Source organism: Flavobacterium sp. XS2P24 (genome assembly GCF_030010285.1).
Classification (GTDB): domain Bacteria; phylum Bacteroidota; class Bacteroidia; order Flavobacteriales; family Flavobacteriaceae; genus Flavobacterium; species Flavobacterium algoritolerans.
Genome location: NZ_JASCRU010000020.1, coordinates 1 through 26,172 on the forward strand (window position 1 = coordinate 1; position 26,172 = coordinate 26,172).

Here is a 26,172-nt window from a genome sequence, read left to right on the forward strand (position 1 = left end):
GTTTTGCTACAAATTCAATCGAAGATATTTTCAAGATAAAACAATGGAAAGACTAATCATTGCTGGAGTCAATCATCAATGGAATGAATTATAGGCAACTAAACGGACAAGCATATAATAAAAAAAGAAAAACCCTCTAAAACATTTGTTTTAAAGGGTTTTGTGGTCCCACCTGGGCACTCCCATGGCCGGGCAAGTAACCTCTTTTCAAGTCTTTAGGTATGCTGTTATTTTTTAGGTATCCGAACGGTATGCCTTTTTTAATAATTTAATATTTTTTTTAATCCTTTCAATATTAAATATATAATTTCAGGAAGATGTATTGTTTCAAATAATCTTTTATTGTCATCTTCATCAAGACCATTATTTTTACAAAGCTTTTCAATTGTAAATTTGTTTAAAAATTCTAGATTTTTAGCGTAATCTATTTTTTCAATATCGTTCTTTACATTATAAAAATTGATGAATTCAGAATATTTTATATTGGCTTTTCTCTGCCATTCTTCAGTTAGTTCTTCAGGCTTCTCATTTAGAAGGGCAGAAATGATACTTTTTGTTATACCTCCAAAGGCTCCTATGAAATAAGTTGGAACACCACTTTCTAAAGAGATTAATGCTTCTTCAAAAATACCAGGATATTTTCCTTTGAAATTTGTTCTTGTCCCACCCATAAAAATTCTTGCATGACTATCGACATTCATCTCTTTACGCATTTTCGTAAGCGATTCAGTCCAAATAAGTATATTCTCATTATTGTTGGGAATATAAAATTGATTTGGATCTACATCTAAAGTTTCAGGAGGTTCAACTTGTATTACTTTTATACCATTCTTTTTAAAATCCAATCTATGTTTTTGAGTCATATCTAGATAAATAGGGAAACTGAAAAAATTTTTATAATATTTCTTATTTTCCTTTTTATAGATATATTGTTCAACAATTTCAGAGAACATGAAAGTATATCCTTGCGCCCTTAAATCACCACCATATATTAGTGTTGCTCCATTAATTATGAGATATCGTGTTAATTCTAAAATTATATCTTGTTGATGTATTTTTGAAAAACCTAGTTCTTCAATATCTTCACACTCACTTACGGATATTGCTATATTTTTATCGTGTAAGAATGTTTTTACTTCTCTCGTAGCAGAATCTTTTATATCTTCTTCAACAAACTTGTCTAGATTATCTGAATTTATTTTATTTTCTTCAATCATTTGGATATTACTTATATGTTGATAATAGTACGGGAGTTATGAATTTTATTTTACTATCAATATCATTCAAAAGTTTTATTTCCTCAGCACCTAAAGGAGGTTCTGGATAAAGAACAATTATTTCTCCTTTAAAATCTTTTTCCTTTTTATATTCTTCAATATCAATATAATTAAAAAGCTCAGGAGCTTTTGGCAACACCACAGAATTATTTATATCATGTAAATAGATGGTTTTTTCTAATAATTGTTTACTATATGTATTATTAATAAACTCAATAAGCGTTTGATTAATTATTTCCTCCATATTATCATTCCATATTAAAGTTGGTACATTACCACTGTATGGAAAACTGCGGGTTTCTCCACTTTTAATATCTAAAACACATAATATTGGACATCTAAATCTCTTAGCTATAATGACTTCTCTTCTACACCATTCCCTATTTGAATACTCATCGGTGTTAAAAATTATAACAGCTGAATTTTCGAGATGTTTTTTAATTTCTTTTTCGAAATTATGTCCGTCTGCTATATCATTAGTATCAAAAAAAGTATTAAGTTTTGAATTATTTTCGATATGGTTTCTAAACATTTTAGCTATATCTTCTCCATCTTTTTTTGCATGGCTTAAAAACAACTGAACTGGAGCATCGTCCGTTTTTTCAACATCATATGAAGCTGCAATATTTAATAATTGCCTAGCTATGTCATGAAGTAATCTATTTCTAATCAATTCCCATCTGTTATCATTTGTTTCTTTTTCATCTTTCCCAATTATATCTTTTGCTCTAATAAATTGAATCTGATTTAAATTTTCTTTATCTATATGATAAGAATATTCAGAAAAAGCTACAGGAAACACTCTAGTGTTTTTGGCTTTATTTTTTACTAAATCCTGAATATACGTTTCCCACTTATTGTCTTCGAACATATTATCATCAACCAGAAGGAGGATTGCGTTTTTGTCAGCTTCATCATATTTGATATCTATTGGAATCCCTGAAGTTTGATTCACTTTAGACCTAAAGTACACAGGAATGTTTGAACTTCTACCTAATGAATTTTCAAAATTTCTGCAAAATGCAGAAAATACTTTTTCAGCATAGATTTTTCCTTCTGTAAATTCTGGATGCCAAATCACATATAATGCAAGTGGAGATGTATATTTTTTGGTTTTTTTACTCATTGGTGTTTTCTTTCATTTGAGGTAAAGAATTTTTTATTTTACCAGTATCATTTCTTTTGTTGAATGCTAATTCAATGTATTCTTGCATTAATATTCTATCATCAGTCCAATCTCTAATTATCGCATAATCTGATTTTAAATTTTCTGATAATCTTTCTGGCAAGTTTAAATATGTATGATTTCCAGTGCCATAATCCTGATGTGTTGGTAATTTTAATCCTAGTACACCAGAATATTTATCACCTACTCTTAAATTTAAAGCACCTGAAATTTCCCAATCAACATGCTTTCTATGTTTAGTATTTGGTCCTAGAAGCACAATAAGAATAGTTGAATCTTCTAAGTGATTTTGTTGAATTAACTTTTTTATATACTCATCACTGTTATCCGAATCAATATCTCCGTCATTCACAGATTTAGCTATAATTAAATCATTAAATAAATTTGTGAATTTTTCCTTGTATTCCTGATCATCATAATGATAATAACTTAAAAAAGTCTTATGTCTGGTTGTTACTAATGGTAATTTTCTAGCCCATTTAAAATAGGCGCCGTCATAATTAAAATCTCCATCTAATTTCCATTTACCATTTTCAATTTTTTCAATTTGCTTTAAATCAAAATATTGACATGCCTCTATCATCCAATTTCGATCTAAAATCCCGTAATGGTTTATATGACCGTTAATCACTTCGTGTATATCAACCTCTTGAATTAATCCGTTTTGATTTTTTGTTAATCTTGAAATACAATAATATTTTTCTTCCATTTTTTTATGATAATTTATTTTTATTGTAAAAGCAAAACGTCCAGCATTAGAATCAGTAAAGATCATTGGTCATTATATCCATGACAGGTGATAAAGAAGTGTAGATTGTCTTATTTAAATAATTTGCTTTTTCAAGAATAGCCGTGTCCTGTCCCGTTATTTTTTTAATTAGAAAATTCAAATCATAAATATCTCTTATGATTTTTGATGTTCGTACATATTCAGGAAGTTTCCCTTTTGGAATATCTTTTAAACATAAAACACATAATTCTGTTTTATCATATCCATATCCAATTTCAAAGGGAACCCAAGTAGAATAAAGTGTACTTTGGGAAACTATTGTTAACATATGGCTACTATTGTTAATACCCTTGCAAATAGATTCAGTTACAGCTTTCGGATTATTATTTTGATGATGAATTTTCAATTCAGCATCATATCTGTCAATGTATACATCTATACCAATCGACATCAAATAATCAGCTACTTTTATTGCATCATCCTTATCATCTTTTTGATAGGAAATAAAAACACATTTGATTCCCAATGAAAGTACTTGTGCTCTTGACTCATATTTGACTGGATAATAAAATCGATTTAGTCCTCCCATATCTCAATTATTTATGATTTTTCCAGCTTATAGGATCTCCATGAATTCCTATATCAAATTTTTCTTTAACCCATTTTATAAATTTTTCCGCATTTTTTTTATCAATACTGGGCCCTTTCATATTTCTACCATTGCTACATATATCTCTAAATTTCATAGGTATATTAATTGAATTATCCCCTAAATAATAATATGTTTTAGATATTAACACATATTTACCATCGATGTCTTTATCAACATGCCCCATATTAGGTTCTCCGTCAACAAGAGAATGAGCAGAGTTTTTCTGTATCCATTCTTTAGTTTGAAGATCTTGATGATATATATTATCACCATACATTTGCACTAGACTCCCATTAATTTCTGGTTTTTTATATTGAAATCTTGGATCTCTCCAATATTCATTAAAAGTTAGCCGTTCATCAACTTGCATGATATAAATTAAATGATGAAGGTTTTTTAATTTTACACTCCCTGTGCCAATAATCCAATCTCCGATCTTGAGATTTTTGTTAGCTCTAACTGTAGGTCTGCAAACAGCTAGCGTGCAAAAACCGCCAAACGGGTTTGGAGCTAATCCAAAATCGTGTTCAATTTTATAAGAGTAGTAATTCATTTTTCTTTTTTTAGCATTTTACGCGTGTAATTGTGAAAATTGGTGTGCTTATTGAACCATCCGGCTTTTCTGTTGGTACATTTTCGCCATCAAGTACGGCTCCTAATTTGTCTAATGAATTCCAACCCAAAGCTGGCCCTCCGTATTCTTTATATTTTTCTGGAAGTTCAACATTTTCTTTGCAACCATGAGCATAAATGCCTACGATTCGTTTACCTTTCAAATGGGCTTGCTCAATTTCATAATTTACCCATTTGCTTTTATGAGTGTTTTCGCCAATGAGGCAAATAAATGTACCAGCCCAGTTTATTCGCATTTGTAACAAACGTTCAATAACTTTTTTTGGTGGAATTTCATCACGATGCTTAGTACTATCTATAGAACCATTTCTAATATAATATCCTTTGAATATTAATCGTTCTTTGAGTCTTTGAACAGAATCGTCATCAACGCCTTTATGACTTATAAAAACATTATATTTTTTATTCATATGTTATGAATTAAATTATTTATATTCCATTTTGGAGGAAAAAAAAAATCAATTTTTTCTTTTTCGATGAATTTAAATTTCTGTTTTATTCTCGTCCTGTTAGACAAACCTACAATAGTACTATGAGCAACTCTCGAATATTTATCTACTTCGCAGAATATGTTTTGGATGTCAATCATTTGTAATGGTCTTCCCCATAAAGTATCAAATTTTAATTCTAATCTTTCAAATTCAAGTTCTTGAGTTTCATTCATCATCTTTATTACATCTTCAAATGTATAATCTCTCAAATCCGTAAAGCATTTAGTGATACCATCTTTTGCTCCAGGTCCAGCTTTTGTAAATTCTTGCTCACTATAATTTGTTAGAGAACTGTAATTGATGTCAGTTATATACTGATAAGCTAAAAATTCACCTATAGAAGGATAGCTTTTAAGACGATTATATCCATCCCTCATGTCTGTAGATTGAATTAATTGCGTTGATAAATCATCAGTAAGCATCATTTCAATTAACTTTAAATGGTTTTGATGTTTTCTATCTAAATGAAATGCAGATTTACCAGATGCCATAATATATGCCGCAGAATAAATTGGAACTTTATTTTTTAATAATTCCAATAAAAGAGTATCATATTTTTTAAAGGAATAATTTTCCCACGTTATCCCTTGTAATTGATCCATTAGGAATTCCCAAGTATCAATTTTATTAAATATTTTGAATAATAATATTCTAAAAAGGATTTCTTTTGGTTCTTGACTGCCTCTATAAATAACATTCCTGATTAAGTATTGACTAACTCTGTCACTTGCTCTATAAACATTTGTAAACTTATATTCGTTCAATATTAAGTTGTCGGACCATGGATAACATCCGTCATTTAACCTATTAAAAAATATATTTTGTCTTTCTTTGGCAAATTTCCAATAGGTATCATAAACAATACTTGGTTTAGGTTTTAATTTTTTATTGAGGATAACTATATTTTTCATAGAATGGTAATAATATCTGAAGAGGATTGATTAGTTCTTTCCTAAATAAATTAGCTTTCGATTCTTTTTACTAACTAACACTCTTCCTCCCTGATTTTCTCTTAACTCATTAAAAATTTCATAAGAATTTAAAATTGCTTTTTCCCATTGCATACCACTACATTCTTTAACCTCAGTATTTTTTACTAAATTTTGAACCTGTTTAATTATACCTGAATCTACACTTTTACTGTATTTTAGTAAATCCAAGTCAACAGCATGATGATAAATAAATAAGGAAATTAATTCCTCTGTTATTTGTGATCGTGCTCCATCTTCATTCGTATCAACTTCAGAATCGCTCTTTCTCTTTAATTTTATAAGTTTTCTTATTACAGGAGACCATCCCATAATTGCTAAATATCCATAATGAAAAATATCATGATAACGATAGCCGTCTTCCTCATAAGTATTGTCAGTTAGGGGATCACCTATCATTTCTCCATCTCTTTTATCAATTATTTTTAGCTTGTTGATACCATCCTCTACATATGAAATAAATTGAATTTCAAATTCGTCTGGGAATTTTTCATTATCTGGATAATCTAAATCGAAGTCTTTATATTCTGTTGTCTCATCAACTAAGAATCTATCTTTAATTTTATCAAGATTTTGTGAGGCGATTTCTTCTAAAGTCAAAGAATTTTGAGTTGCAATTGTAGATAGATACCACAATACATCTCCAAGTTCTTCACTTAATTTTTTTTTATATACTTTATAGGAATCTCCATCTCTTAATTTGATTTTTAATTGTGTTAAGACTGAGCCAATTTCTCCAATTATCCCTAAAAAAGGTACAATTGAGCTAAGTCTATCATCAGATGAGCTTTTCTGTATTGTTCTCTCAGCTTGTTCTTGATATTTATTAAATTCCATATATGAGAATTATTACAATTAATTTTTTTGTTGAACTCAGATTAAATTTTAATGATGCAAGGTGTATCGCATTATCTATTTTTATGTAATATGCTCTTTTTTAGTTTTTTAATTAATGCTAATATAGGAATAATTCTTACATATTTATTTAAATTTTATAATTTTAATTTTATCGATATTTTTATAATAAACAGCAATAAAAAAAGCGGTTTTTACACCGCCTTTAATTTTAACAATAATTCCATAAAAAGCCACTACTGTTTTCCCGCTCTCCCCTACAGCATCTCGAAATACAGGTTTTAGAAATTCCAGTTTCCCTAGAAGCCTCTGCAACGGAAATGTATTTGGCTACAAGATTACCATCTAAAAAAGATTGTACTACTTCCTTTTTTCTACTATCATTCTCAGCAACGAACGTTTCCATTTTGTCATAACTCCATAGATAACCGCCTAAAGTATGATTTACGTTCCAACAGGCTCTACTTATATCTTGCTTCCTTACGCCTATTGTTTTTGAAGCGGTAGTCAAATCTTCAAATGTTGCATTTAATGAACCGTCTAAATTGTATTTATAAACGGTTTTCTTAATCCCTCCGCCTTTATCAGAGTTATATCCATTTTCAAGTGCGTCATATTCTGAAATATACTTGATCTCTTTATGGGCTAATTCATCGTTATTTGAAGCAGTATCGATTTGCTCCCAAGAGAAAGCCTCGGGACCATATGTCCCGATTGCTTCTTGAAAATAACTGCCAACTTTTTTATCTGCTTTTTGTAGGTGGTCTGCTTTTCTCTCCTCAAGAGATCTTGCAGTAGCTCCAATGTAAACTTCATTAGTTTGAATGTTCACAACCTTGTAGATGATTTTATTTTGCATATTTCATCTCTTTTTTTGCTAAAATGAAGCTGTAAGTGCCTCCTGAATTTTTTGTGTGAAAATCACATCCATTGTCATTAGAAAAATTTGTTATCCATTTTGAAAAGATATGAGGGCTCACCACTTCAACTTGAGGATAAGACTCTTCAAATTCTTTTTGGGTAGCTCTTTTATCCCGCCACTCATTGTGTGTAAAATTGCTGTTAGCGTATTCTACAAATTCAGGACAACTTTTGCTATCTGCTTTAGTTTTTTCTAAGTTTATTGAATCTACTTCAATCAAACCATTTGTCAGATAATCTTGTAAACATGTCATCATGAAATAATAAAATTTGTTCCACTGATCTTCACCCCAATCTTTACTAAAAAACCTTTTTCCAAATTCCATTTCAGGAGTAGAGTCTTTATTGTAATGATTTGCTATTTCAAATTCATGTCTTCTTCTTAAGTCTGAATTTCCACCGTCTCCTTTAATCAAATAATTTGAGCTTAATAAAATTTTAGGTGCGTCTTCGAAATCAATTATAAAAGATTGCTTTCCTTTTTTTTCAACTTCTATACCTGAAGTTATCATTGTGTAATAATCTTCAAAATCAACATTTTCTTTTAAATCATCGTAAGCGACTATATCTGTAGTAATATTTATCCTTTGATTCTTAAAAAAACTTCCCGTTTTCAGTTCTTTACCACTAACATAAACGGATTCTCTACACATCTCCAAGGCTTTAATGATTATGGTTTTTCCAGTTCCTCCATGTGCTTGTTTGTTAACCCCCATTTTTTCATCATATAATATTACTGCTTTGGGTTCTCCAATTTCTTTGTTTCTATGGAGTAGGTACCCTATCATCGTTTTAAAAGCGTTAAATCTTTCGCTATCGTTAAAGGTTAAGTTCTTGCAAAAAACTTCAAAATCACCAGGTTTTTCATCTTTAGGGAGTGTGAAATCTTTTTGTATTATTTTATCCTCCCATATTACCGATGCTGAATTTTCATAATCTAAAACTTGAACACCTTCTTTTATCACATTGCAAAAGATATTTTTAAAGTAAAAATCAGAACTGTTTTTACTGTCTCTATCTTTTTTAAATTCTAAAGTATTTAAAAGAGTTAGTTTTTTACTAGACACATAAGTACCAACTCCTCGTGCAAATGTTTCCTGTACCTCTTCTGTTGCATTCTGTTTAAGGTATTCATTTAACACGGTGATTATTTCATGTTCAGATGTTCTTGTTATCTTGTTGTTTTCACATTTTACTAATATATAATTAGTTGGATTAATTCGGAGATTTGCATAGCCGATGTTGTTTAAATTCAAAATTAAAGCTGACTGATTGATTTTACTTGGTTTACCTTTTTCATCTGTCCAAAATTGGACTGCTTTCTCATTCATGTATTATAACTTTATAATATTTGTCCATTTCACTAAATTCTATGGCAAGACAATTGACCATATATTTTTTGAAATATATTTATACCTACGACCTCGTTGTATCGTCTATTTTGGTTTTCATTATTTCAAAGAACTGGTACAAAGGTGTGACTAATGTCAAGTAAGAATAGGGGAAATTTTTGTTTCCCCCGTTAGTTAGGTAGCTTATTTTAAATGAAAGAAGTTACCCTTAGTAAAAAAGTCTTTTAATCGAGTGATTGATTTTGAAATAGATTTTGAACCATTTCCATATTCGCTCAATAACTTGTTAGAGTGCTGGATCTCTTTATAATCATCTGTAGTTTTATCATAGTATAAAAAATGATTATCGATTAATTTGCCTAACTCTGCATTGTAAGGATATTTGATAATTCCTTTTTGTCTTAACAGTATGAAAAAAGCCAGAATATCATTCTTGTTCATTTTTAGCTGTATTTTTTCATCAAATTTGAACAAGTTTTCAGAAAGATTATTTTCATATAAGTAGTCTAGAACTAATTCTAACTGACCAGAAAGTAAAATATTGATATCTTTAGATAAATAGATTGCATTAGATATTTGGATGTCTAAATTCTTTATATTTTGAATAGTTAGAGTTATGTAGCTTTTTCTTTCTAATTCATTATGTAAAAAATCCTTTTTAATCCTTGAAGTTATTTGATTTATTGTAATAATTGCTAATGTTTCAATGTTGGAAGTTATGAACTCTTTATAAAAATAAATATCCTTATAATGATCAACATTATTGATGTCAAGAGTTTTATAAGTGATACAAAAATCTTCTTTTTTCACTTCCGTAAATATGCCTTTTCCTCCTCTTAATTGAATTTCTTCAACCATTCCAATACTTCTTTCATCATAAGACAAGAATTTATTTTGAAGATTTAAAAAATGGTATTCCGTGCTAAAATCGATAAAAGAGGGTGTGAAAATCATAGGATAAAAGTTGACGTCAACTTGACAAGTTTTTTTAATAAAAAAAGGTAACGCAATGTATATAATTTTTGCGTTACCCGAATTAATAATAGCTATTTACGTTTTCAGGGGTTTTTTGATAAAGCTGAAACCGTCTCAAAAGTTTGATTATTATACAAAATACAGCATAACAGCTTTGCTTTTTACATGATAATATCAAAATGATAATAGTAAAACGCTTGATTATTGATGATAAACACCGTTTTTAACTCATATGTAACCTTGATTTCATGAACTAAAACAATTTGCCCTTTCTTTAATGCTCCAATTTCTTGCAAAACGGTTACTCGAAAAGGACAAAAGACTCGTTTTAGTACATTATAATGCGTAATTACATAAATTTCTCGTGGAGAACTGTATTTTAATAGCTCTGCCAACTCTTTTTTTGTCATTTTTATGGAATATAATATTGTTTTTTAGTGGGTAAGCTTGCTACCAATTGTCGATAAAAATGCTATATTATATTAATGGATGAAATAGTTTGATTCCTTCTTTTCAATGGCATTTAACAGGTAGTTCACATAAGCATACGCATTAACATTCCTTTCTAAGTTACTATCAATGTAAGCGCTCTTATTGGCTTCAGTGAACAGGTTGTAAAGGTTCCAAAAGCTAATCGTATTATTCTCTGATTTAGAAAAGTGAGCGTCTGTGTGATAATCCCTGACGACAATATTTAATTGTGTGTCATTCATAGCCAGAGGGAAAAGTATTAGTTTCTCTTCTTTGCTCAAATAAGGAAATAGTTTCATCTTTCCAATCAAGTGAGCAAACTGAATTTCAGTTAACGAGTACCTGAACATACGCTTCATATCGATCAAATGCTCTTTCTTTTTGTAGTTGTTGATTAACTCATACACTTTAGCTTTTAATTCTAAAACAGAGCTGATTCTCAAATCTTCTTTTAGTCCATCAGTGCTTATACAAAGGTTAGTACAAACAGTATTCTGAAACCCTACAAAAACTTTAAATTTCTCCATAGATTTTTTACTGAAGAGATTCTCTTGGTTGTAACTTCTTACTCCGCCAATCGTTAAATTGAGCTTGTTTCCATTGATAACTTCACTAATTTCAGGTACCTCAATAACGAATGCCATGCGCTCGTAATAAATCGTTTTCTCGTGCTCTAGAAGCTCTTTTGCGGGCTTTCCTATTGCAGTTGGAATTCTACCTTTGATTACATGAGATACTCGAATATCAGGCTTTAAAATGCCTTTGTAATTCAAGATGTCTTCAACCACTTCTTTAGTGCTGTTGATAAATTCATAGTGGCTAATCGTGCACTCGTTATCTTTTGCAAAAACAGGAACGCTGCATTCATTTTTTAGATGGTTTAATGACACTTCAGTGGTGTTTGCTTCAATGAAATTCCGTTTAGGAAATACAATTACTTCCGTTTCATCAATAATTTGATGCTCCTGATTATTTAATACTAAATTCATTTTCTTGAGGATTTAAGTTTTGAATAATTTCTTCGTCGTGGATTAATTGTGCTGAAAGATTATCAAGCACTTCTTTTCTAGCCATCACTACAGGATATAGTTCTGTGCTTAAATTTGGATATTTCCCATAAACTTCTTTTAAAGCATCGGGTGTTGCACAAGCATTTATTTCTTCAGTAATTTTATCAATCGATATGCCTTGATTACACCAATTGATAAGTTTTTTACCTGTTGTTGAATTAATAATAAATTCAGGTATTCCAGTAAACAGACCAGTTCTATCTTTGGATGCAGAAACTAGATGCCTGTCATTTAAAAATTCGAAGCTTACCGTTAACTCATACTCGAACCCTTCACGAGTAATTTCCTTTGTACCTAATTTCATCACCTTGGTTTTACCACTGGAATCTTTATCAAGACTATAATCCACTTTTCTTCGTGAAGTTGTGATAATATGGCACTTTGATTTAATGATTGCATCTATAAAGGCATTGTGTCTTGGAGTTACTTTAGCCCAATCTTGGAATCTTCCACCTAATTGTTCGTGAATCTCCAAACAACCTGATTTTCCTTGCCATTCGTGGCTAATTGAGTCAATAATGATAATTTCTATGTCTGAACTTTCACATAGCTGAATTGCTTTAATATAACGTTCTGGACTGAATGGTTCTTCGAGTGACAGAACGTTAAAGTCACCCAAATGAGAATAAAGACTTGCTGATTTGTTTTCAGTATCAATCAAAGCAATTTTGCTCCAATCGTTTGTAATTCCAAATGCTAATAACAATGCAGAATAGGTTTTCCCAAACCCACTAGGACCTGAAAGCCCTATACGTAGTTTAACTTGATGGCGTTCTGCCTTTTGTAATTTCATAATTTTTAGATTTAAATGTTTTTTTAAGAGGTAATCTTTTGAATCCGAATAGCATTAAACAAAAAAAGTCTCCTTGTTAGGGAGACCTTTATATGTGTTTTTCAAAAATGTTTAAGCGACAAACTCTTCTTCGATAACTTGATCTTTGATTATTTCGTCAGTATCTATTACGTATTCATAACGATAATCTAGTTTAACAATCTCGCCAGTTTCCTTAATCGTATATTGATAAGGTTCACTTTTAACTTTTCTAATAATTCCTTCAAATTGAGAACCAATTAAACTTTGACAAGTTATTTCATCAAATGTTGCTGGAACATTAGCAGTTCTAGCGGTAAAATAAATCTTTCCAGTTGCTTGGCTTTTAACAGGCTCAACTCCTCCTTGTAATACCAATACTAAGAAGCTTTCTCCGTCTTCTTTTTCAATAGACTTGTAATCTGAAATTGTAACCATAGTTTTAATAATTTATAAGATTAGACAAAACGGGAAACCCGCAAAGTTTGAACAAGGTGGAGTGATGAATCTAATTCCAACGTGTTTTAGTGCGGGTATATCCCCAAAACATAATGGAAGTCGGGGTATGACTCTTAATTAAGTTACGCTTGCTTTGAAAAAAAATTTAAAAAAAAATTTTGCGAAGGTTTTGAGTTTACCAAAGAAAAAGAGCAACCGTTATAGTTGCTCTGTTTTTCTTTAATATTAATTTTGTATTCACTGATTAATAAAACATTCTAATTGCAAAGTCAAAAGAATACTGATTGCAATTTGGGCATAAATTATTGGTTTGATTTAGTTCTAAAGTAAAATTTTGGTAGACATTATTGTTGCCATTATCACCCTTTAATTGCTTATCAGTATAGAATAAATACTGTTTATTATTTTTTTCTGTAATGTAGTTCACACTTTCAAAGTGTCCAGTTTCTTTATTTATTGCCGGAACAGGGCAGTTTTCATGGTAATTAAACCGACCTCCACCATATCTAAAATCTGTTTCAAAATTGCAAAGGTTACATTTTGCATTTAATAATTGTCCCATATTTTTCTTCTGTAACATTAAAAGTATAAACACCTCATGGCATCAGTATCATTTCGACTAAATGCCAAGTTAATTCTGGAGCTTCATAAGAATTTAATTGTTTGGAATAAAGTAATAAGTAAACTAAAGGCTCCAATGATTAATATAATTTCAAGAATGATTTTTAGTGTTTTAATTTTTAAAAACATCATCAATTTCGTTGTTTGCAGATTTGCCATTAAGTAAATCTTGAAAATTAACCAATTGGTTCATAGTGTCAATTTTTATAAAATCTCCAAACCCATCATATTTTTTAATAATGACTTCGAATATACCATCCTCGTACCCTCTGAAAATTAAAGTAAATTCTTCAGTAAACTTATCGACATATCCATGAAATTTATAACTTTCTTTATCCATTACTTTAAATCTAACAATTTCTTTCTCAAATTTTTTTTCGTGTTCTTCATTCAGTTTTGACCATTTTATAGATGTAGAAATTGCATCTTTTAATAATTTTGCACTTGAAGGACCTAGTCTGTACGCTTCTTTAATAGAATAGCTATCATTGTAGCTATAATATTGGTAAGTTTCAATATAAGTGTCTTTTGTTCCTTTGGATACTGTAATTTTATCCTGTGAAAAACATAGGAAAGGAAAAAGAATAATGAATATTTGTAGTTTTTTCATTTGTTTGGGTTGGTTAATAATATTATTCCGTTTTGAGATTTATTAAAACTGTTTAAAGTAAGTAAGCAGTTTTTTGCTTCTAGTTCTTTTTTCTAGTACTTCGCAAATTTTCTAGTTGCACAAGTCACAAATAAAGATCATTTCCCCGTAATATTTCTAAAACCAGAAATAGTTCAAGGGCTAAGAAAAATTTTGCGTTCATTTCTTATAATTTAATTATTTCAAATGAATTGATAAATTCATTGAATAGTTTATCTGTATTTTGTTTACTTGTAACTTGTAGCATATAACTTTTCATTTTATGATGAAAATATACAGCTTTTGATTGTTTGTTTTCTTGAGAATTTTGATAATAAACAGCATCAATATTTTTAAATTTACCTCGCTGATTTTTTATTGCCATTTCATTGAATTTTGTTTGATAATATGTCAAATCTTCTTGATTATGTTTAATTAGCTCTTCTTTATTTTGACCTGCTAGGACACTACTTAAATCACTTACATTTATGTTATAATCGACTCCCTTTATAAAAACATGAAATGGTTTTGAATTGTTTGATAGTCCGTTTTGTTCTATTTGTTCAACTCTTAATTTATCCAATAATATTTTTCCTTTACATTTTATTATGAAATTTTCATTTTTAAAAACTTGAAAACCTTCTTTTTGGGCTTTTGTTTCGTCAAAATCATTTCGAGTATTGCTAACTAGAGCTCTTTTTAGTTTTATGGATTTAATACTTTTAGATAAATCATCATTAATATTATTGCTTAAACTAATAGAATTCAATAAAATCCTATTTGTAGTATCTTGAATAACTGCATATACTATGTAAGATTTTAAATTTATCAAACCTAATCTTTTTCCTTTATTATCCTTTTCATAGTAAGATATTAAACCTTTAAAACCGTTAATTTCAAATTTTTCTTTTTTAATAAAAGTTTGCCCATTATACATTTCTTGAGAGCTATAATAATTAATATAGCCTTTTAACTCATCTTCAAGATTTGACGCAGTATCATTAGCGACAACAATATCTAAATAGGTATGTTCAGGAAGTTTCCAACTGTTCTCCTTGAATTTTTTAAATTTAATTGGTATTTCTATAGAGTAATTTTTGGACAATGGTGTTTCCACAAATTTGGTTGGAGTTTTATTTCCGCAAGAAATCATTAAAATTATTAATGCTAATCCAGATATTATTATTTTCATTTTTTTAAGTTTTTTTGATTGTTTATAAACATGCTTTAAATATTATCATTACTATTACTGCTGCAATTCCATAAAAGATAACCATTTCAAGCATTCTTGAACCAGCAGCTTTTGTCGCCGTAACACTTAATTCTGCAATTTCTTTAATTGTTTGTTTTGCCAGATCTACCGCTTGTCTTCTCGCGTTTTCTATCCATTTTTCTAAGATATCATCATCAAATGAATATTGTTTGTTTTCACTTTTTTGATTTTCATTAGTTCCTTTCTTTTCAAATTTTGAATATTCGATATCATATTTAGCTCTTGCTTCTGGGTCTAAAAGAATTAATTTTGCCTCGTTGATATCTTGCATTTTTTCTGTTGAATCGATATTTGGATTTTTATCAGGATGCCATTTTATAGCTTGTTTTTTGAATGCAATCTTGATTTCTTCTTCTGATGACGTTTTATTAATATCAAGAATTTTATAGTAATTTTTGAACATTATTAAATCGTTTTGTCTAATTTGAAATTGTCATCTTCCTTCTTTTTCTCAATTGAACTATCTGGTTTTTTCCAAATTGCTCTTATTCCGGCTATAAGTCCTCCAAAGAGTATAATTCCAAAAATACCTGGATTTGAATTTCCACTACTCTTCTGGCTGGCAATTAATACTCCAAATATTAATAGGAAAATCAATATTGCTCCTATGGTTACTAAAATTTTTGTCATAATTAAATTTTTATAGTTAAGTTTTTTTAATTTATATAGCACGAGTGTAATATGATTCTTATGCATTTGCTTTTTTTAATTCTTTTGATTGACTAATTTCACAGGATGAATTTGGTCTCAAAAGGCATACTTTATTTCCTAATAGTTGTAACGGCTAAAGCTTTCCTACTATAAAAGCAATAATGACATAAATCACAAATACAAGTATTAATATATTTTATCTACTCTAAAATTGGTTTTAAGCTTTGCTTTCTTTCGTGTAGATTACCCATTTAGTAAAAATATTGAGTAAGCTCATCTGAGCTTCCCGAACTAACATCGGAACGTTTTTTCTCCGTTGGAAAACCATTTACGTTGTATTTTAAGATGTAATTAAATGTAGGAGACCCTCCGCCATCTTGAATCATGTTATTTGGAGAAAACATTTCTTCATCAGTTTCAAGTAACAAATTAAACCCTAGGACATTCTTAAAAGGATTAATTTTAGTGTCATATCCATAAGTATACGTATTAGAAAGCGAGCCATTATAAAACACTTCGTTTTTTACTATATTCCCATTTGTAATAGTCAAGATGCCTGTATTCATACCAGTAGACTGAGTCATTTTGTAAGAAACAGTGCCGTTGGAATTGTGTGTATATGCGTAAGAGGTTGTGCCTCCATAATTTCGTTTCCAAACTTTTGTAGCAACCTTCCCATCAACATAAGTAAATTCTCGTGAGCTTTGAAACTGATTATTTACTCTTTCTTCAATTTTTGTAATCATATTCCCTGTATATGTATAGTTCGCGACAAAACCTCCATCATTACTTTCTAGTACTATTTTATTGCCGTTGTACATATAGGTAGACGTGACAATATCATTGGCGCTGTAAGTGCGTATTATTTTTTTTACGAAAACCGTACTAACTGTTTCGGTACCATTTGTATCAGTAACTGGTTCTGAAACACTTTCATCTTTAGAGCAAGATGTTAGAGCTAGCAAAGTAGCACTAACTAAATAAAGGAATTTTTTCATTTTTGATTTCATAATATTTTTTGTTATAATTGTTCTTTTTATTTAATTATTTTATCTTGTGCATTTTGTAAATGTAGGCAAATATGCCTACATTAAAATTAATTTATTCGTCGAATTTTATCTCGTGGATAATCAAGATAAGAAAAGCGTACTAGTCAACTTTGGCGGGAATCTTCGACAACTTCGTTTAGCAAAAGGATTCAGCCAAGAACAACTTGCAAATGAACTTGGTGTTGAAATTTCCCAAATTAGCAGAATTGAAAGAGGTATTATTAATACTTCTGTTACTACTTTATATGCTATTTCTAAGGCTCTAAAAATTGATGTTTCAGAACTGTTTGTTTTTGATACTCCTTAAGTTTTTAATTCAAAACAAACCTATACTACTTTTGCTAGTTTCTTTTACTAACAAAGGAACATGTATTACTTTCTTTCCACAATACCTACTTTTAGTGATATGTTAACAAAGTAATTTGTTTTCAAAATCATTCCATTACGGGTTTCCACATTCTGTAAAATAAAACATAGTTATCTTTTATGATAACCACATTAAACAAATATAGAACAAATTTTGACTTATCATAAATGATAATTTAGATTTGGAAAATTCCTTACAAATAAAGGTTGGTAAACGTATTCAGGAAATCAGAATTGAGAAAAATATATCTCAACAAGATTTGGCTGCGAAGTGTAACTTTGAGAAGAGTAATATGTCCAGATTAGAAGCGGGAAGAGCTAATGCAACTCTTTCCACTTTAGAAACAGTTTCCAAAGCATTAGAAGTTGATGTAATAGAACTTTTTAAATAAGTGAGTTTGAATTTTAATAAAAGTATCCTGACCAACAAAAAATTCATGTTAAATCAGGATATAATTTTATTTTAATTTCACAGAAAGACTTATCATTGCTTCACTCACTTTCTTCTGTACAACCTTACCGTAACTTTCCTGTGTAATGACCATGTTTGAATGACCTAGTAGTTCCGAAACGATCTCCATAGAAACGTCATTGTATAGGAGGATAGTTGATGCAAAAGTTTTTCTGGCTGTATGATGAGTAAGTCTTTTTTCAATTCCAGTTATATCTGCAATCTCTTTTAAATATGAATTGAATTTCTGATTGCTTATCAACGGAAATATACGATTGTTATCAGTAGAATATTTCTCAATTATTTCTTGAGCTTTTGGTAGAATTGGAATGGAGATTTGACGCTCTGTTTTCTCTCTCTTCATCTGAATCCAGTAAACCTTATCAAAACCTATTTGAATATTCTGTTTTTCAAGATTAGACATTTCGTAATAGGCTAACCCTGTATAAGAACAGAAAATGAATAAGTCTTTTACTAAACTTAATCTTGATTGTGATATTTGCGTTTTTTCAAGCGTTTCCAATTCCTCATGAGTTAGAAAAACAATTTCCTTTTTTACTTTTTTGGCTTTGTACAGTATAAATGGATCTTTATCTAAAAAACCCTCCGCTATTGCAATGCTTATAAGCCTTCTAAACCGCTGTATTGCTTTGTTAATAGTAGACTGAGATTGGTTCTGTTCTGTTTTAAGATAATATTCAAATTCAGTTAAAAACTGTAAATTGATTTTATCAAGTGAGATATCATTTTTTTTGTAGTTGAATTTAATAAAACCAACGATTTGAATACAGGCATAATTATATTTTTTCCAAGTTGCTAATTTTAAATCTTTACCAATTAATTTAAAAATTTTATCTAAATATTTTTGGAAATACTTAACCACAAACTCACTTTCTTTTAGAGGTTTACCAAGGTATTTTAGATAAATATCATTTGCTTCAAAATCATCAGTTTCTAAAAGAATTGATAAATAAGAGTTTTTGATTTTCTGTTTTATTAATTCTAAATGGGCATTAGTATTTAAAGCATCCGATGTATTTGAAATTATTAATTGCCGTTTTGAATCCCAAAGTTTTGGTTCTACAAAATAACCTGTTGCGTTTTCTCTTCTTGCTCCTTGATAAGTAATCCTCACATTGATAGGACATACTCCTTTGTTGTTTAGTTTGTACAATTTAATAACAAACAGAATTTTAAAATTTTCTTTTTTCATAGCTAATTGTTTTACAGTTAATTAGCATACGTTTTGGACTTAAAAATAGGCACCCTCGTAAATTGAGATAGTCACCCGAATAGCACCTCTTTTTTGTGTAAAAAAGTTGGTAAGTTGACTATTTTTATAAATCTAAGTTTAAATAGAATCCCTGTATTTACTCAGTTTATTCAATAAAAAAAGCCCTTCAATTGCTTGAAAGGCTTAGGTTTTGTGGTCCCACCTGGGCTCGAACCAGGGACCACCTGATTATGAGTCAGGTGCTCTAACCAGCTGAGCTATAGGACCGGTTAAGAGTGTGCAATATTACTACTATTTTTCATTTGCTCCAAATATTTTTGACTTAGATTTTAATATAGTTCAATTATTAACTTATTTCAAACAGAAACCAACTGAATATTAGAATACTACTCATTTATATGTACTTAAATTATTTTATTTCCTGACACAATTCAATCAAAACACCATTAGTGCTTTTTGGGTGCAAAAATGCAACTAGCTTATTATCAGCTCCTTTTTTAGGAATTTCATTCAAGACTACAAACCCTTCCTTTTTCAAACGCGCTATTTCTGAAACAATATCTTCAACATCAAAAGCAATATGATGAATCCCTTCTCCCTTTTTTTCTATAAACTTGGCAATGGGACTTTCTGGATTGGTTGCGGCAAGAAGTTCAATTTTGTTGGGCCCGTTCATAAAAAAAGAAGTTGTCACCCCTTCGGCTTCTACATCTTCAAATTTATAAGCCGGAGCACCAAAGAGTTTTTCGAAAACTAAATTTGATACTTCTAAATCTTTAACAGCAATCCCTATATGTTCTATTTTTCTCATTATTTATACTATCAATTCAACGTTGGTTTTAAATTCAAGCAATAAGCCAGCCGTAACAAAACTTATTTGATGTAAAATTAAACATTAAAAACAAAAAAAGGGAAGCATTCTAAAAAGTAAGCGGAATTAAATCGCTCATAATAATTCTATAAAAAATTTCGATTGCATGAATTATAATTGTTATTTTGTAGATTCTAATTATGATTTGATATGTTGAAAAACAATTTAAAATACTCCTTCTTTTTATTGCTTTTAATTATTGTTGGATGCGCAAAAAGAGGCTCCATCACTGGCGGTTTGAAAGATACCATTGCCCCTGTTTTAAAAGTAAGTTTTCCTGAAAATTTCAACAAAAATTTCAAAGGAAACGAAATCAAACTAGTTTTTGACGAGAACATTAAACTCAAAAATCTTAACAAGCAGTTGATTATTTCACCACCAATGAAATACGAACCGTCAATTCTGCCTACCACTCCAAGCAAAACGATTACTATAAAAATCAAAGATACATTACAGCCTAATACCACTTACAGCTTTAATTTTGGCCAAAGTATCGCTGACAATAACGAAGGAAATCCGTTAAATCAATTCAAATATGTGTTTTCAACTGGCGATTATATTGACTCTTTAAGCCTTGGCGGAACTGTAAAAAGCGCTTATGATAAAGAAGTAGAATCATTCGTTTCGGTTATGCTTTATGACGTGAATGATACTTTTAAAGATTCAGTAGTCTATAATGAGAACCCAAGATATGTGACCAATACTTTAGACAGCTTGAAGACCTTTCGTTTTGAGAATCTAAAAGCCGGAAAGTATCTTCTTGTGGCTATGAAAGACTACAACAGCAACAACAAATACAATCCAAAAACGGATAAAATTGGATTCAGCAAAGCGTTTATCACTATTCCAAACGACACCCTTTACGAGTTGGAATTATTCAAGGAAACATTGCCTTTCAAAACGTTCAAACCAACTCAAGCATCTGGAAACAGATTGTTTTTAGGATATGAAGGCGTTGTAAATTCTGCTGCTGCCCGACCAAAATTAATCTTAAAAAACAACACGGAAGTCCTTTCCAATATCATTACTAAATTACCAAAAAAGGATTCCCTTCAAGTTTGGTACAAACCCATCAAAGTAGATTCGCTAAATTTGGCTGTAGCCAAAGACAAATACGAAGCCAATTTCACCTTTAAAATAAAAGACCAGAAAAAAGACACTTTGAGTATTTCTGCCTTACAAATCGGGAACTTAAAATCCCGAGAGCGTTTTACTTTAGAAAGCTCAACTCCATTAATTCGCATTGAGAATTCTAAAATAAATTTAATCAACAATGCAAAAACCGCAGTGCCTTTTACCACTGAATATGACGAATTTAATCAAAAATTGTATTTTGACTTTAAAAAGGAACCCTCAGAAAATTACACTTTTGAAATTTTGCCTGGAGCGTTAACTGATTTTTTCGAAAAATCGAATGATACGTTGACCTATAAACTAAATACGAGAAACACCTCCGATTACGGAAATCTTAAAGTGGTATTGGAAAATGTAAAACAATTTCCTGTCATTGTAGAACTGACGAATCTAAAAGGAGATGTTTTAGCGACTGAATACAGCGAAAAAAACACCACGGTAGAATTTAATTTAATCGAACCTACGCTTTATACATTACGTGCTATTTATGACACTAATAAAAATAAGGAATGGGATTCCGGTAACTATTTGGAAAAACGCCAAGCCGAAGAAGTGATTTATTTTTCCAAGGAAATCGATGTTCGTGCTAATTGGGATGTAAATCAAGTTTTTGACTTGAGCATTCCTTACACTCCCGAACCTAAAAAGAAAACAGACAAGAAAACCGATAAGCGAAACTAAAATTATCTGTTTTTTATTTCAAAAGTATCTCTGTCGTTCAAAAAACCTAATTTTTGTCTGGTTTCCAGCATTTTTTCTTTGTCTAAAACCACTGAAAATAAACCTTCAGATTCTTTTGGCTCCAAGACATAATTTCCAAGAAAATCAACTGCTTGAGAGTGACCAATATATTCATAATCATTCGCATCAGTTCCTATTCTATTGACACCAATCGCATAACTCATGTTCTCTATCGCTCGGGCTTTCAATAAAGCATCCCAAGCATTTGTTCTGATTTTTGGCCAACTTGCCACATAAATCAACACGTCATAATCCTCTGAATTTCTTGAAAAAGCAGGAAATCTTAAATCATAACAAATCAATGGACAGATTTTCCAACCCAAGTAGTCTACAACTGTTTTTTGGTCCCCACTTGTATAGACTTTGTCTTCGCCAGCCAAAGTAAACAAATGCCTTTTATCATAAAACTGCATTTCTCCGGAAGGAAATACAAACACTAATCGATTGTAGAAATTTCCGTTTTCCACTATAACTAAGCTTCCTGTAATGGCACAATTTCTGGCTTTCGCCAATACTTTAAGCCAAACTATCGTTTCGCCTTGCATTGTTTCAGCGACATTTTCAGGACTCATTGTAAAACCGCTCGTAAACATTTCCGGCAATACAATTAAATCAACTGCCGAAGCAATTTCATTTATTTTGGTTTCAAAATAATCGCGATTTAACTTTGGATTCTCCCAAATTAAAGGAGCTTGGATAAGGATGACTTGCATTGTTTTATTTTTTATAAAAATAAGAAATATCACAATACCATAAGTTCATTATATTAGCAAAAAACAACTTTATGAAAAAGATACTTCTTGTCTGCTCACTGTTATGTTCTATTCTGATTTTTGGACAAGAAAAATCAGGAGCTAAACAATTTTGGGAAAATTTACAAAAACAATGCGGCAAATCATTCGAAGGTGAAGTAAAAGAAGGTGCTGCCAATGACACTTTTCGAGATAAAAAACTAGTAATGCACATTCGCAATTGTGACGAAAACACGATTCGGATTCCGTTTTTTGTAGGAGAAGATAAATCCAGAACTTGGGTATTATCATACAAAAATGACCGTATTCAATTGAAACACGACCACCGCCACGAAGATGGTTCTGAGGATAAAGTGACACAATACGGCGGAACAACTTCTAATTCTGGTTCATCTACACTTCAGTTTTTCCCGGCAGATCAACAAACTTGTGATTTAATCCCAAATGCCGCTGCAAATGTCTGGTGGATTACTTTAGACGAAACTTCTTTTACTTATAATCTAAGACGCATTGGTTCAGACCGATTGTTTACCGTAAAATTTGACATTACAAAAACAGTTCCAACACCTTCCGCACCTTGGGGATGGAAAGACTAAACAAATGCTGGAACCTAACATTTAGTCATAAAAAAAAAACGCATTCAATTTAATGAATGCGTTTTTTTTAACTTTATATTCTTAAAGAATACTATTATCCTTTCAAACTTGCCGACATATATTCTCTGTTCATTCGAGCAATATTTTCAAGAGAAATTCCTTTTGGGCATTCTACTTCACAAGCTCCAGTATTAGTACAGTTACCAAAACCTTCGGCATCCATTTGACTAACCATATTTAAAACCCTGTCAGTAGCTTCAATTCGTCCTTGTGGTAACAAAGCATATTGAGATACTTTAGCAGCAACAAATAACATTGCCGATGAGTTTTTACAACTCGCTACACAAGCTCCACAACCGATACAAGCAGCTGAATCAAAAGCAGTATCAGCATCTTTTTTGTTAATTGGGATTGTGTTTGCATCAATTGTATTTCCAGATGTATTTACAGATATAAATCCTCCTGCATGTTGAATTCTGTCAAAAGAACTTCTGTCAACAACTAAATCTTTAATTACAGGAAAAGCTTTAGCTCTGAATGGCTCGATAAAAATAGTATCACCATCCTTGAACATTCTCATGTGCAATTGACACGTTGTAACACCTCTGTCCGGTCCGTGAGCTTCACCATTGATGTACAAAGAACACATTCCGCATATTCCTTCGCGACAATCATGATCAAATGCAACTGGCTCATCCCCTTTCATGATTAGTTCGTCATTTAAAATGTCAAGCATTTCAAGAAACGACATGTCTGGTTCAATATGATCTATCGGATATTCAACTATTTTTCCTTCTGCAGCGGCATTTTTCTGACGCCATATTTTTAATGTAAGTTTCATATTTTTAGTTTGAAAATCATAAAGTCGAAAGTCGAAAGTCGATTGACATTGAGCCATTTGACTTTTAGACGTTAGACAATAGACTATTATTTATAACTTCTTTGAACTAATTTCACGTTATCAAATACCAACGGCTCTTTATGCAAAACAGCTTCACTTGGTTTTCCTGTGTATTCCCATGCTGCTACGTAAGCGAAATTTTCATCGTCACGTTGCGCTTCACCTTCTTCGGTTTGGTATTCTTCACGGAAATGTCCTCCACAAGATTCATTACGATGTAAGGCATCTTTAGCAAACAATTCACCCAATTCAAGGAAATCGGCAACACGAGTCGCTTTTTCCAATTCTTGATTGAAACCTTTATCCGTTCCGGGAACTTTAACATCTTTGTAAAACTCTTCACGTAAAGCAGCAATTTCTACAATTGCTTCATTAAGTCCTTTTTCATTACGAGCCATTCCAACTTTGTCCCACATAATTTTCCCTAATTTCTTATGAAAATAGTCAACAGAATGTGTTCCGTTATTGTTCATGAATTTATCAATCTGGTCTTTAACCGCTTTTTCAGCAGCTACGAACTCCGGTAAATCTGTAGAAATTGTTCCCATTTTAATATCTGGAGCTAAATAATCACCTATTGTATAAGGCAATACAAAATAGCCATCAGCTAAACCTTGCATCAAAGCCGAAGCTCCTAAACGGTTAGCTCCGTGATCTGAGAAGTTTGATTCCCCAATAGAGAAACAACCCGGAATTGTAGTTTGTAAGTTATAATCAACCCAAGTACCACCCATTGTATAATGTACCGCAGGGTAAATCATCATTGGAGAAGTATAAGGATCCTCATCTACAATTTTATAATACATTTGGAACAAGTTCCCGTATTTACTTTTTACAAGTTCAGTACCTAATTTAGTTACTAATTTAGTGTCCTTAGTATCCAATCCTTTTACATAAGCTTGCTCATTTCCGTAACGTTGAATAGCTGCGGCAAAATCCAAATAAACTGCTTCTCCAGTTTTGTTTACTCCAAAACCAGCATCACATCTTTCTTTGGCAGCACGAGAAGCTACATCACGAGGTACTAAGTTACCAAAAGCAGGATACCTTCTTTCTAAGAAATAATCTCTTTCCGCTTCTGATAAATCGGTTGCTTTTTTCTTTCCTTCACGAATAGCTTGCGCATCTTCTAATTTTGCAGGAACCCAGATACGCCCATCATTACGCAATGATTCTGACATTAATGTCAATTTCGATTGGTGTTCTCCAGAAACTGGAATACAAGTTGGGTGAATTTGTGTGTAGCAAGGATTTGCGAAGAAAGCCCCTTTTTTGTGGATTTTCCAAGCTGCAGTAGCATTAGATCCCATTGCATTAGTTGACAAGAAGAAAACGTTTCCGTATCCTCCAGAAGCAATAACAACAGCATGAGCAGAGTGTCTTTCTATTTCTCCGGTAACTAAGTTACGAGCGATAATTCCTCTTGCTTTTCCGTTTACGACTACTAAATCCAGCATTTCGTGACGGTTGTACATTTTTACTTTTCCACGACCTATTTGACGGTTCATTGCTGAGTAAGCACCCAAAAGCAATTGTTGGCCTGTTTGTCCCTGTGCATAAAAAGTACGAGAAACCAAAGTTCCTCCAAAAGAACGATTGTCTAACAATCCTCCATATTCACGAGCCAATGGAACACCTTGTGCCACACATTGGTCAATAATATTAGACGAAACTTCAGCCAAACGGTGTACGTTAGCCTCACGAGCACGGTAATCTCCACCTTTTACAGTATCATAAAACAATCTGTGAACAGAGTCTCCGTCTCCTTTATAATTTTTTGCAGCGTTAATTCCCCCTTGTGCAGCAATTGAGTGTGCACGACGTGGTGAATCTTGAAAGCAAAAAGCTTTTACGTTATATCCTAATTCTGCTAAAGTTGCAGCAGCAGAACCTCCAGCAAGACCTGTACCAACTATAATTACATCTAAATTACGTTTGTTAGCAGGGTTTACTAAATTAATATGATCTTTATAATTTGTCCATTTGTCCGCAATTGGACCATTCGGAATTTTTGAATCTAATGCCATTATAA

Annotated in this window: 30 protein-coding genes and 1 tRNA gene; 4 read left to right on the forward strand and 27 right to left on the reverse strand. The window is 31.1% G+C overall.

Annotation, left to right across the window (positions count from 1 at the left end; genetic code table 11):
• Positions 1-260: 260 nt before the first annotated feature.
• The 21 genes from QLS31_RS12100 to QLS31_RS12200 all read right to left on the reverse strand — a co-directional run bounded on the left by QLS31_RS12100 (position 261) and on the right by QLS31_RS12200 (position 17,043).
• A complete protein-coding gene (locus tag QLS31_RS12100; protein WP_282744076.1) occupies positions 261-1,217 on the reverse strand; it encodes a hypothetical protein in 957 nt (318 codons plus the stop codon).
• A 7-nt stretch (positions 1,218-1,224) separates the two neighbouring features.
• On the reverse strand, positions 1,225-2,403 hold the full coding sequence (locus tag QLS31_RS12105; protein WP_282744077.1) for a toll/interleukin-1 receptor domain-containing protein: 1,179 nt from the start codon (positions 2,401-2,403) through the stop codon (positions 1,225-1,227).
• Positions 2,396-3,172, reverse strand: coding sequence for a TIR domain-containing protein (locus tag QLS31_RS12110; RefSeq protein WP_282744078.1), 777 nt, complete (start codon positions 3,170-3,172; stop codon positions 2,396-2,398). Before QLS31_RS12110 ends, QLS31_RS12105 begins: the two co-directional genes overlap by 8 nt.
• A 52-nt stretch (positions 3,173-3,224) precedes the next feature.
• The gene (locus QLS31_RS12115; protein ID WP_282744079.1) at positions 3,225-3,782 is read right to left on the reverse strand and encodes a toll/interleukin-1 receptor domain-containing protein; all 558 of its coding nucleotides are present in this window, start codon (positions 3,780-3,782) and stop codon (positions 3,225-3,227) included.
• Positions 3,783-3,789: 7 nt separating this feature from the next.
• Complete coding sequence (locus QLS31_RS12120) at positions 3,790-4,398, reverse strand: hypothetical protein (protein WP_282744080.1); 609 nt, start codon at positions 4,396-4,398, stop codon at positions 3,790-3,792.
• A gap of 10 nt (positions 4,399-4,408) precedes the next feature.
• A complete protein-coding gene (locus tag QLS31_RS12125; protein ID WP_282744081.1) occupies positions 4,409-4,888 on the reverse strand; it encodes a TIR domain-containing protein in 480 nt (159 codons plus the stop codon).
• Complete coding sequence (locus QLS31_RS12130) at positions 4,885-5,880, reverse strand: nucleotide kinase domain-containing protein (RefSeq protein WP_282744082.1); 996 nt, start codon at positions 5,878-5,880, stop codon at positions 4,885-4,887. The genes QLS31_RS12125 and QLS31_RS12130 overlap by 4 nt, the downstream gene beginning before the upstream one ends.
• Positions 5,881-5,910: 30 nt before the next feature.
• The gene (locus QLS31_RS12135) at positions 5,911-6,795 is read right to left on the reverse strand and encodes a nucleoside triphosphate pyrophosphohydrolase family protein (RefSeq protein WP_282744083.1); all 885 of its coding nucleotides are present in this window, start codon (positions 6,793-6,795) and stop codon (positions 5,911-5,913) included.
• Positions 6,796-7,024: 229 nt separating this feature from the next.
• Positions 7,025-7,672 carry a GIY-YIG nuclease family protein gene (locus tag QLS31_RS12140; RefSeq protein ID WP_282744084.1) on the reverse strand — a complete coding sequence of 216 codons (648 nt, stop codon included), beginning with the start codon at positions 7,670-7,672 and terminating at the stop codon, positions 7,025-7,027.
• The gene (locus tag QLS31_RS12145) at positions 7,662-9,065 is read right to left on the reverse strand and encodes a primase-helicase family protein (protein WP_282744085.1); all 1,404 of its coding nucleotides are present in this window, start codon (positions 9,063-9,065) and stop codon (positions 7,662-7,664) included. The genes QLS31_RS12140 and QLS31_RS12145 overlap by 11 nt, the downstream gene beginning before the upstream one ends.
• 204 nt (positions 9,066-9,269) lie before the next feature.
• Positions 9,270-10,040: a hypothetical protein gene (locus QLS31_RS12150; RefSeq protein WP_282744086.1), complete on the reverse strand. Its 771-nt coding sequence runs from the start codon at positions 10,038-10,040 to the stop codon at positions 9,270-9,272.
• A gap of 182 nt (positions 10,041-10,222) precedes the next feature.
• A complete protein-coding gene (locus tag QLS31_RS12155; protein ID WP_282744087.1) occupies positions 10,223-10,471 on the reverse strand; it encodes a hypothetical protein in 249 nt (82 codons plus the stop codon).
• 72 nt (positions 10,472-10,543) lie between these two features.
• A complete protein-coding gene (locus QLS31_RS12160) occupies positions 10,544-11,521 on the reverse strand; it encodes a DUF3871 family protein (protein ID WP_282744088.1) in 978 nt (325 codons plus the stop codon).
• Positions 11,502-12,395 carry an AAA family ATPase gene (locus QLS31_RS12165; protein ID WP_282744089.1) on the reverse strand — a complete coding sequence of 298 codons (894 nt, stop codon included), beginning with the start codon at positions 12,393-12,395 and terminating at the stop codon, positions 11,502-11,504. The genes QLS31_RS12160 and QLS31_RS12165 overlap by 20 nt, the downstream gene beginning before the upstream one ends.
• Positions 12,396-12,506: 111 nt before the next feature.
• Positions 12,507-12,851, reverse strand: a complete 345-nt coding sequence (locus tag QLS31_RS12170) for a hypothetical protein (RefSeq protein WP_121342972.1) — start codon at positions 12,849-12,851, stop codon at positions 12,507-12,509.
• 265 nt (positions 12,852-13,116) lie between these two features.
• Entirely contained in the window at positions 13,117-13,434 is a 318-nt protein-coding gene (locus tag QLS31_RS12175) for a hypothetical protein (protein ID WP_282744091.1), read from the reverse strand.
• 171 nt (positions 13,435-13,605) lie between these two features.
• Entirely contained in the window at positions 13,606-14,103 is a 498-nt protein-coding gene (locus QLS31_RS12180; protein WP_282744092.1) for a hypothetical protein, read from the reverse strand.
• A gap of 205 nt (positions 14,104-14,308) precedes the next feature.
• Positions 14,309-15,313, reverse strand: a complete 1,005-nt coding sequence (locus QLS31_RS12185) for a hypothetical protein (RefSeq protein ID WP_282744093.1) — start codon at positions 15,311-15,313, stop codon at positions 14,309-14,311.
• Positions 15,314-15,335: 22 nt separating this feature from the next.
• Positions 15,336-15,797: a DnaJ domain-containing protein gene (locus QLS31_RS12190; RefSeq protein ID WP_282744094.1), complete on the reverse strand. Its 462-nt coding sequence runs from the start codon at positions 15,795-15,797 to the stop codon at positions 15,336-15,338.
• A gap of 2 nt (positions 15,798-15,799) precedes the next feature.
• The gene (locus QLS31_RS12195; protein ID WP_282744095.1) at positions 15,800-16,024 is read right to left on the reverse strand and encodes a hypothetical protein; all 225 of its coding nucleotides are present in this window, start codon (positions 16,022-16,024) and stop codon (positions 15,800-15,802) included.
• Positions 16,025-16,296: 272 nt separating this feature from the next.
• Positions 16,297-17,043, reverse strand: a complete 747-nt coding sequence (locus tag QLS31_RS12200; protein WP_282744096.1) for a hypothetical protein — start codon at positions 17,041-17,043, stop codon at positions 16,297-16,299.
• 124 nt (positions 17,044-17,167) lie between these two features.
• Between QLS31_RS12200 and QLS31_RS12205 the strand changes: the two genes are divergently transcribed.
• Both QLS31_RS12205 and QLS31_RS12210 read left to right on the forward strand, forming a co-directional pair.
• Positions 17,168-17,401, forward strand: a complete 234-nt coding sequence (locus QLS31_RS12205) for a helix-turn-helix transcriptional regulator (RefSeq protein WP_158589748.1) — start codon at positions 17,168-17,170, stop codon at positions 17,399-17,401.
• A gap of 241 nt (positions 17,402-17,642) precedes the next feature.
• Entirely contained in the window at positions 17,643-17,852 is a 210-nt protein-coding gene (locus QLS31_RS12210) for a helix-turn-helix transcriptional regulator (RefSeq protein ID WP_282744097.1), read from the forward strand.
• 66 nt (positions 17,853-17,918) lie between these two features.
• Here QLS31_RS12210 and QLS31_RS12215 read toward each other — a convergent pair whose 3' ends face one another.
• The 3 genes from QLS31_RS12215 to mce all read right to left on the reverse strand — a co-directional run bounded on the left by QLS31_RS12215 (position 17,919) and on the right by mce (position 19,956).
• Positions 17,919-19,124 carry a site-specific integrase gene (locus QLS31_RS12215; RefSeq protein ID WP_282744098.1) on the reverse strand — a complete coding sequence of 402 codons (1,206 nt, stop codon included), beginning with the start codon at positions 19,122-19,124 and terminating at the stop codon, positions 17,919-17,921.
• A gap of 214 nt (positions 19,125-19,338) precedes the next feature.
• Positions 19,339-19,412, reverse strand: a tRNA-Ile gene (locus tag QLS31_RS12220).
• A gap of 142 nt (positions 19,413-19,554) precedes the next feature.
• Positions 19,555-19,956: a methylmalonyl-CoA epimerase gene (mce, locus tag QLS31_RS12225; RefSeq protein ID WP_282744099.1), complete on the reverse strand. Its 402-nt coding sequence runs from the start codon at positions 19,954-19,956 to the stop codon at positions 19,555-19,557.
• A gap of 210 nt (positions 19,957-20,166) precedes the next feature.
• On the opposite strand from mce, the gene QLS31_RS12230 reads away from it, so the two are divergent.
• Positions 20,167-21,831: an Ig-like domain-containing protein gene (locus tag QLS31_RS12230; RefSeq protein ID WP_282744100.1), complete on the forward strand. Its 1,665-nt coding sequence runs from the start codon at positions 20,167-20,169 to the stop codon at positions 21,829-21,831.
• Positions 21,832-21,833: 2 nt separating this feature from the next.
• Here the strand turns inward: QLS31_RS12230 and QLS31_RS12235 are convergent, their stop codons facing one another.
• Positions 21,834-22,604: a nitrilase family protein gene (locus QLS31_RS12235; protein ID WP_282744101.1), complete on the reverse strand. Its 771-nt coding sequence runs from the start codon at positions 22,602-22,604 to the stop codon at positions 21,834-21,836.
• A gap of 71 nt (positions 22,605-22,675) precedes the next feature.
• Between QLS31_RS12235 and QLS31_RS12240 the strand changes: the two genes are divergently transcribed.
• Complete coding sequence (locus tag QLS31_RS12240) at positions 22,676-23,239, forward strand: hypothetical protein (protein ID WP_282744103.1); 564 nt, start codon at positions 22,676-22,678, stop codon at positions 23,237-23,239.
• A 94-nt stretch (positions 23,240-23,333) separates the two neighbouring features.
• On the opposite strand, the gene QLS31_RS12245 is transcribed toward QLS31_RS12240, so the two are convergent.
• Positions 23,334-24,080 (reverse strand): succinate dehydrogenase/fumarate reductase iron-sulfur subunit, encoded by a 747-nt coding sequence (locus tag QLS31_RS12245; RefSeq protein WP_099714167.1) that lies wholly within the window; start codon positions 24,078-24,080, stop codon positions 23,334-23,336.
• Positions 24,081-24,166: 86 nt separating this feature from the next.
• On the reverse strand, positions 24,167-26,167 hold the full coding sequence (locus tag QLS31_RS12250; protein WP_099714166.1) for a fumarate reductase/succinate dehydrogenase flavoprotein subunit: 2,001 nt from the start codon (positions 26,165-26,167) through the stop codon (positions 24,167-24,169).
• Between the last annotated feature and the right edge of the window lie 5 nt (positions 26,168-26,172).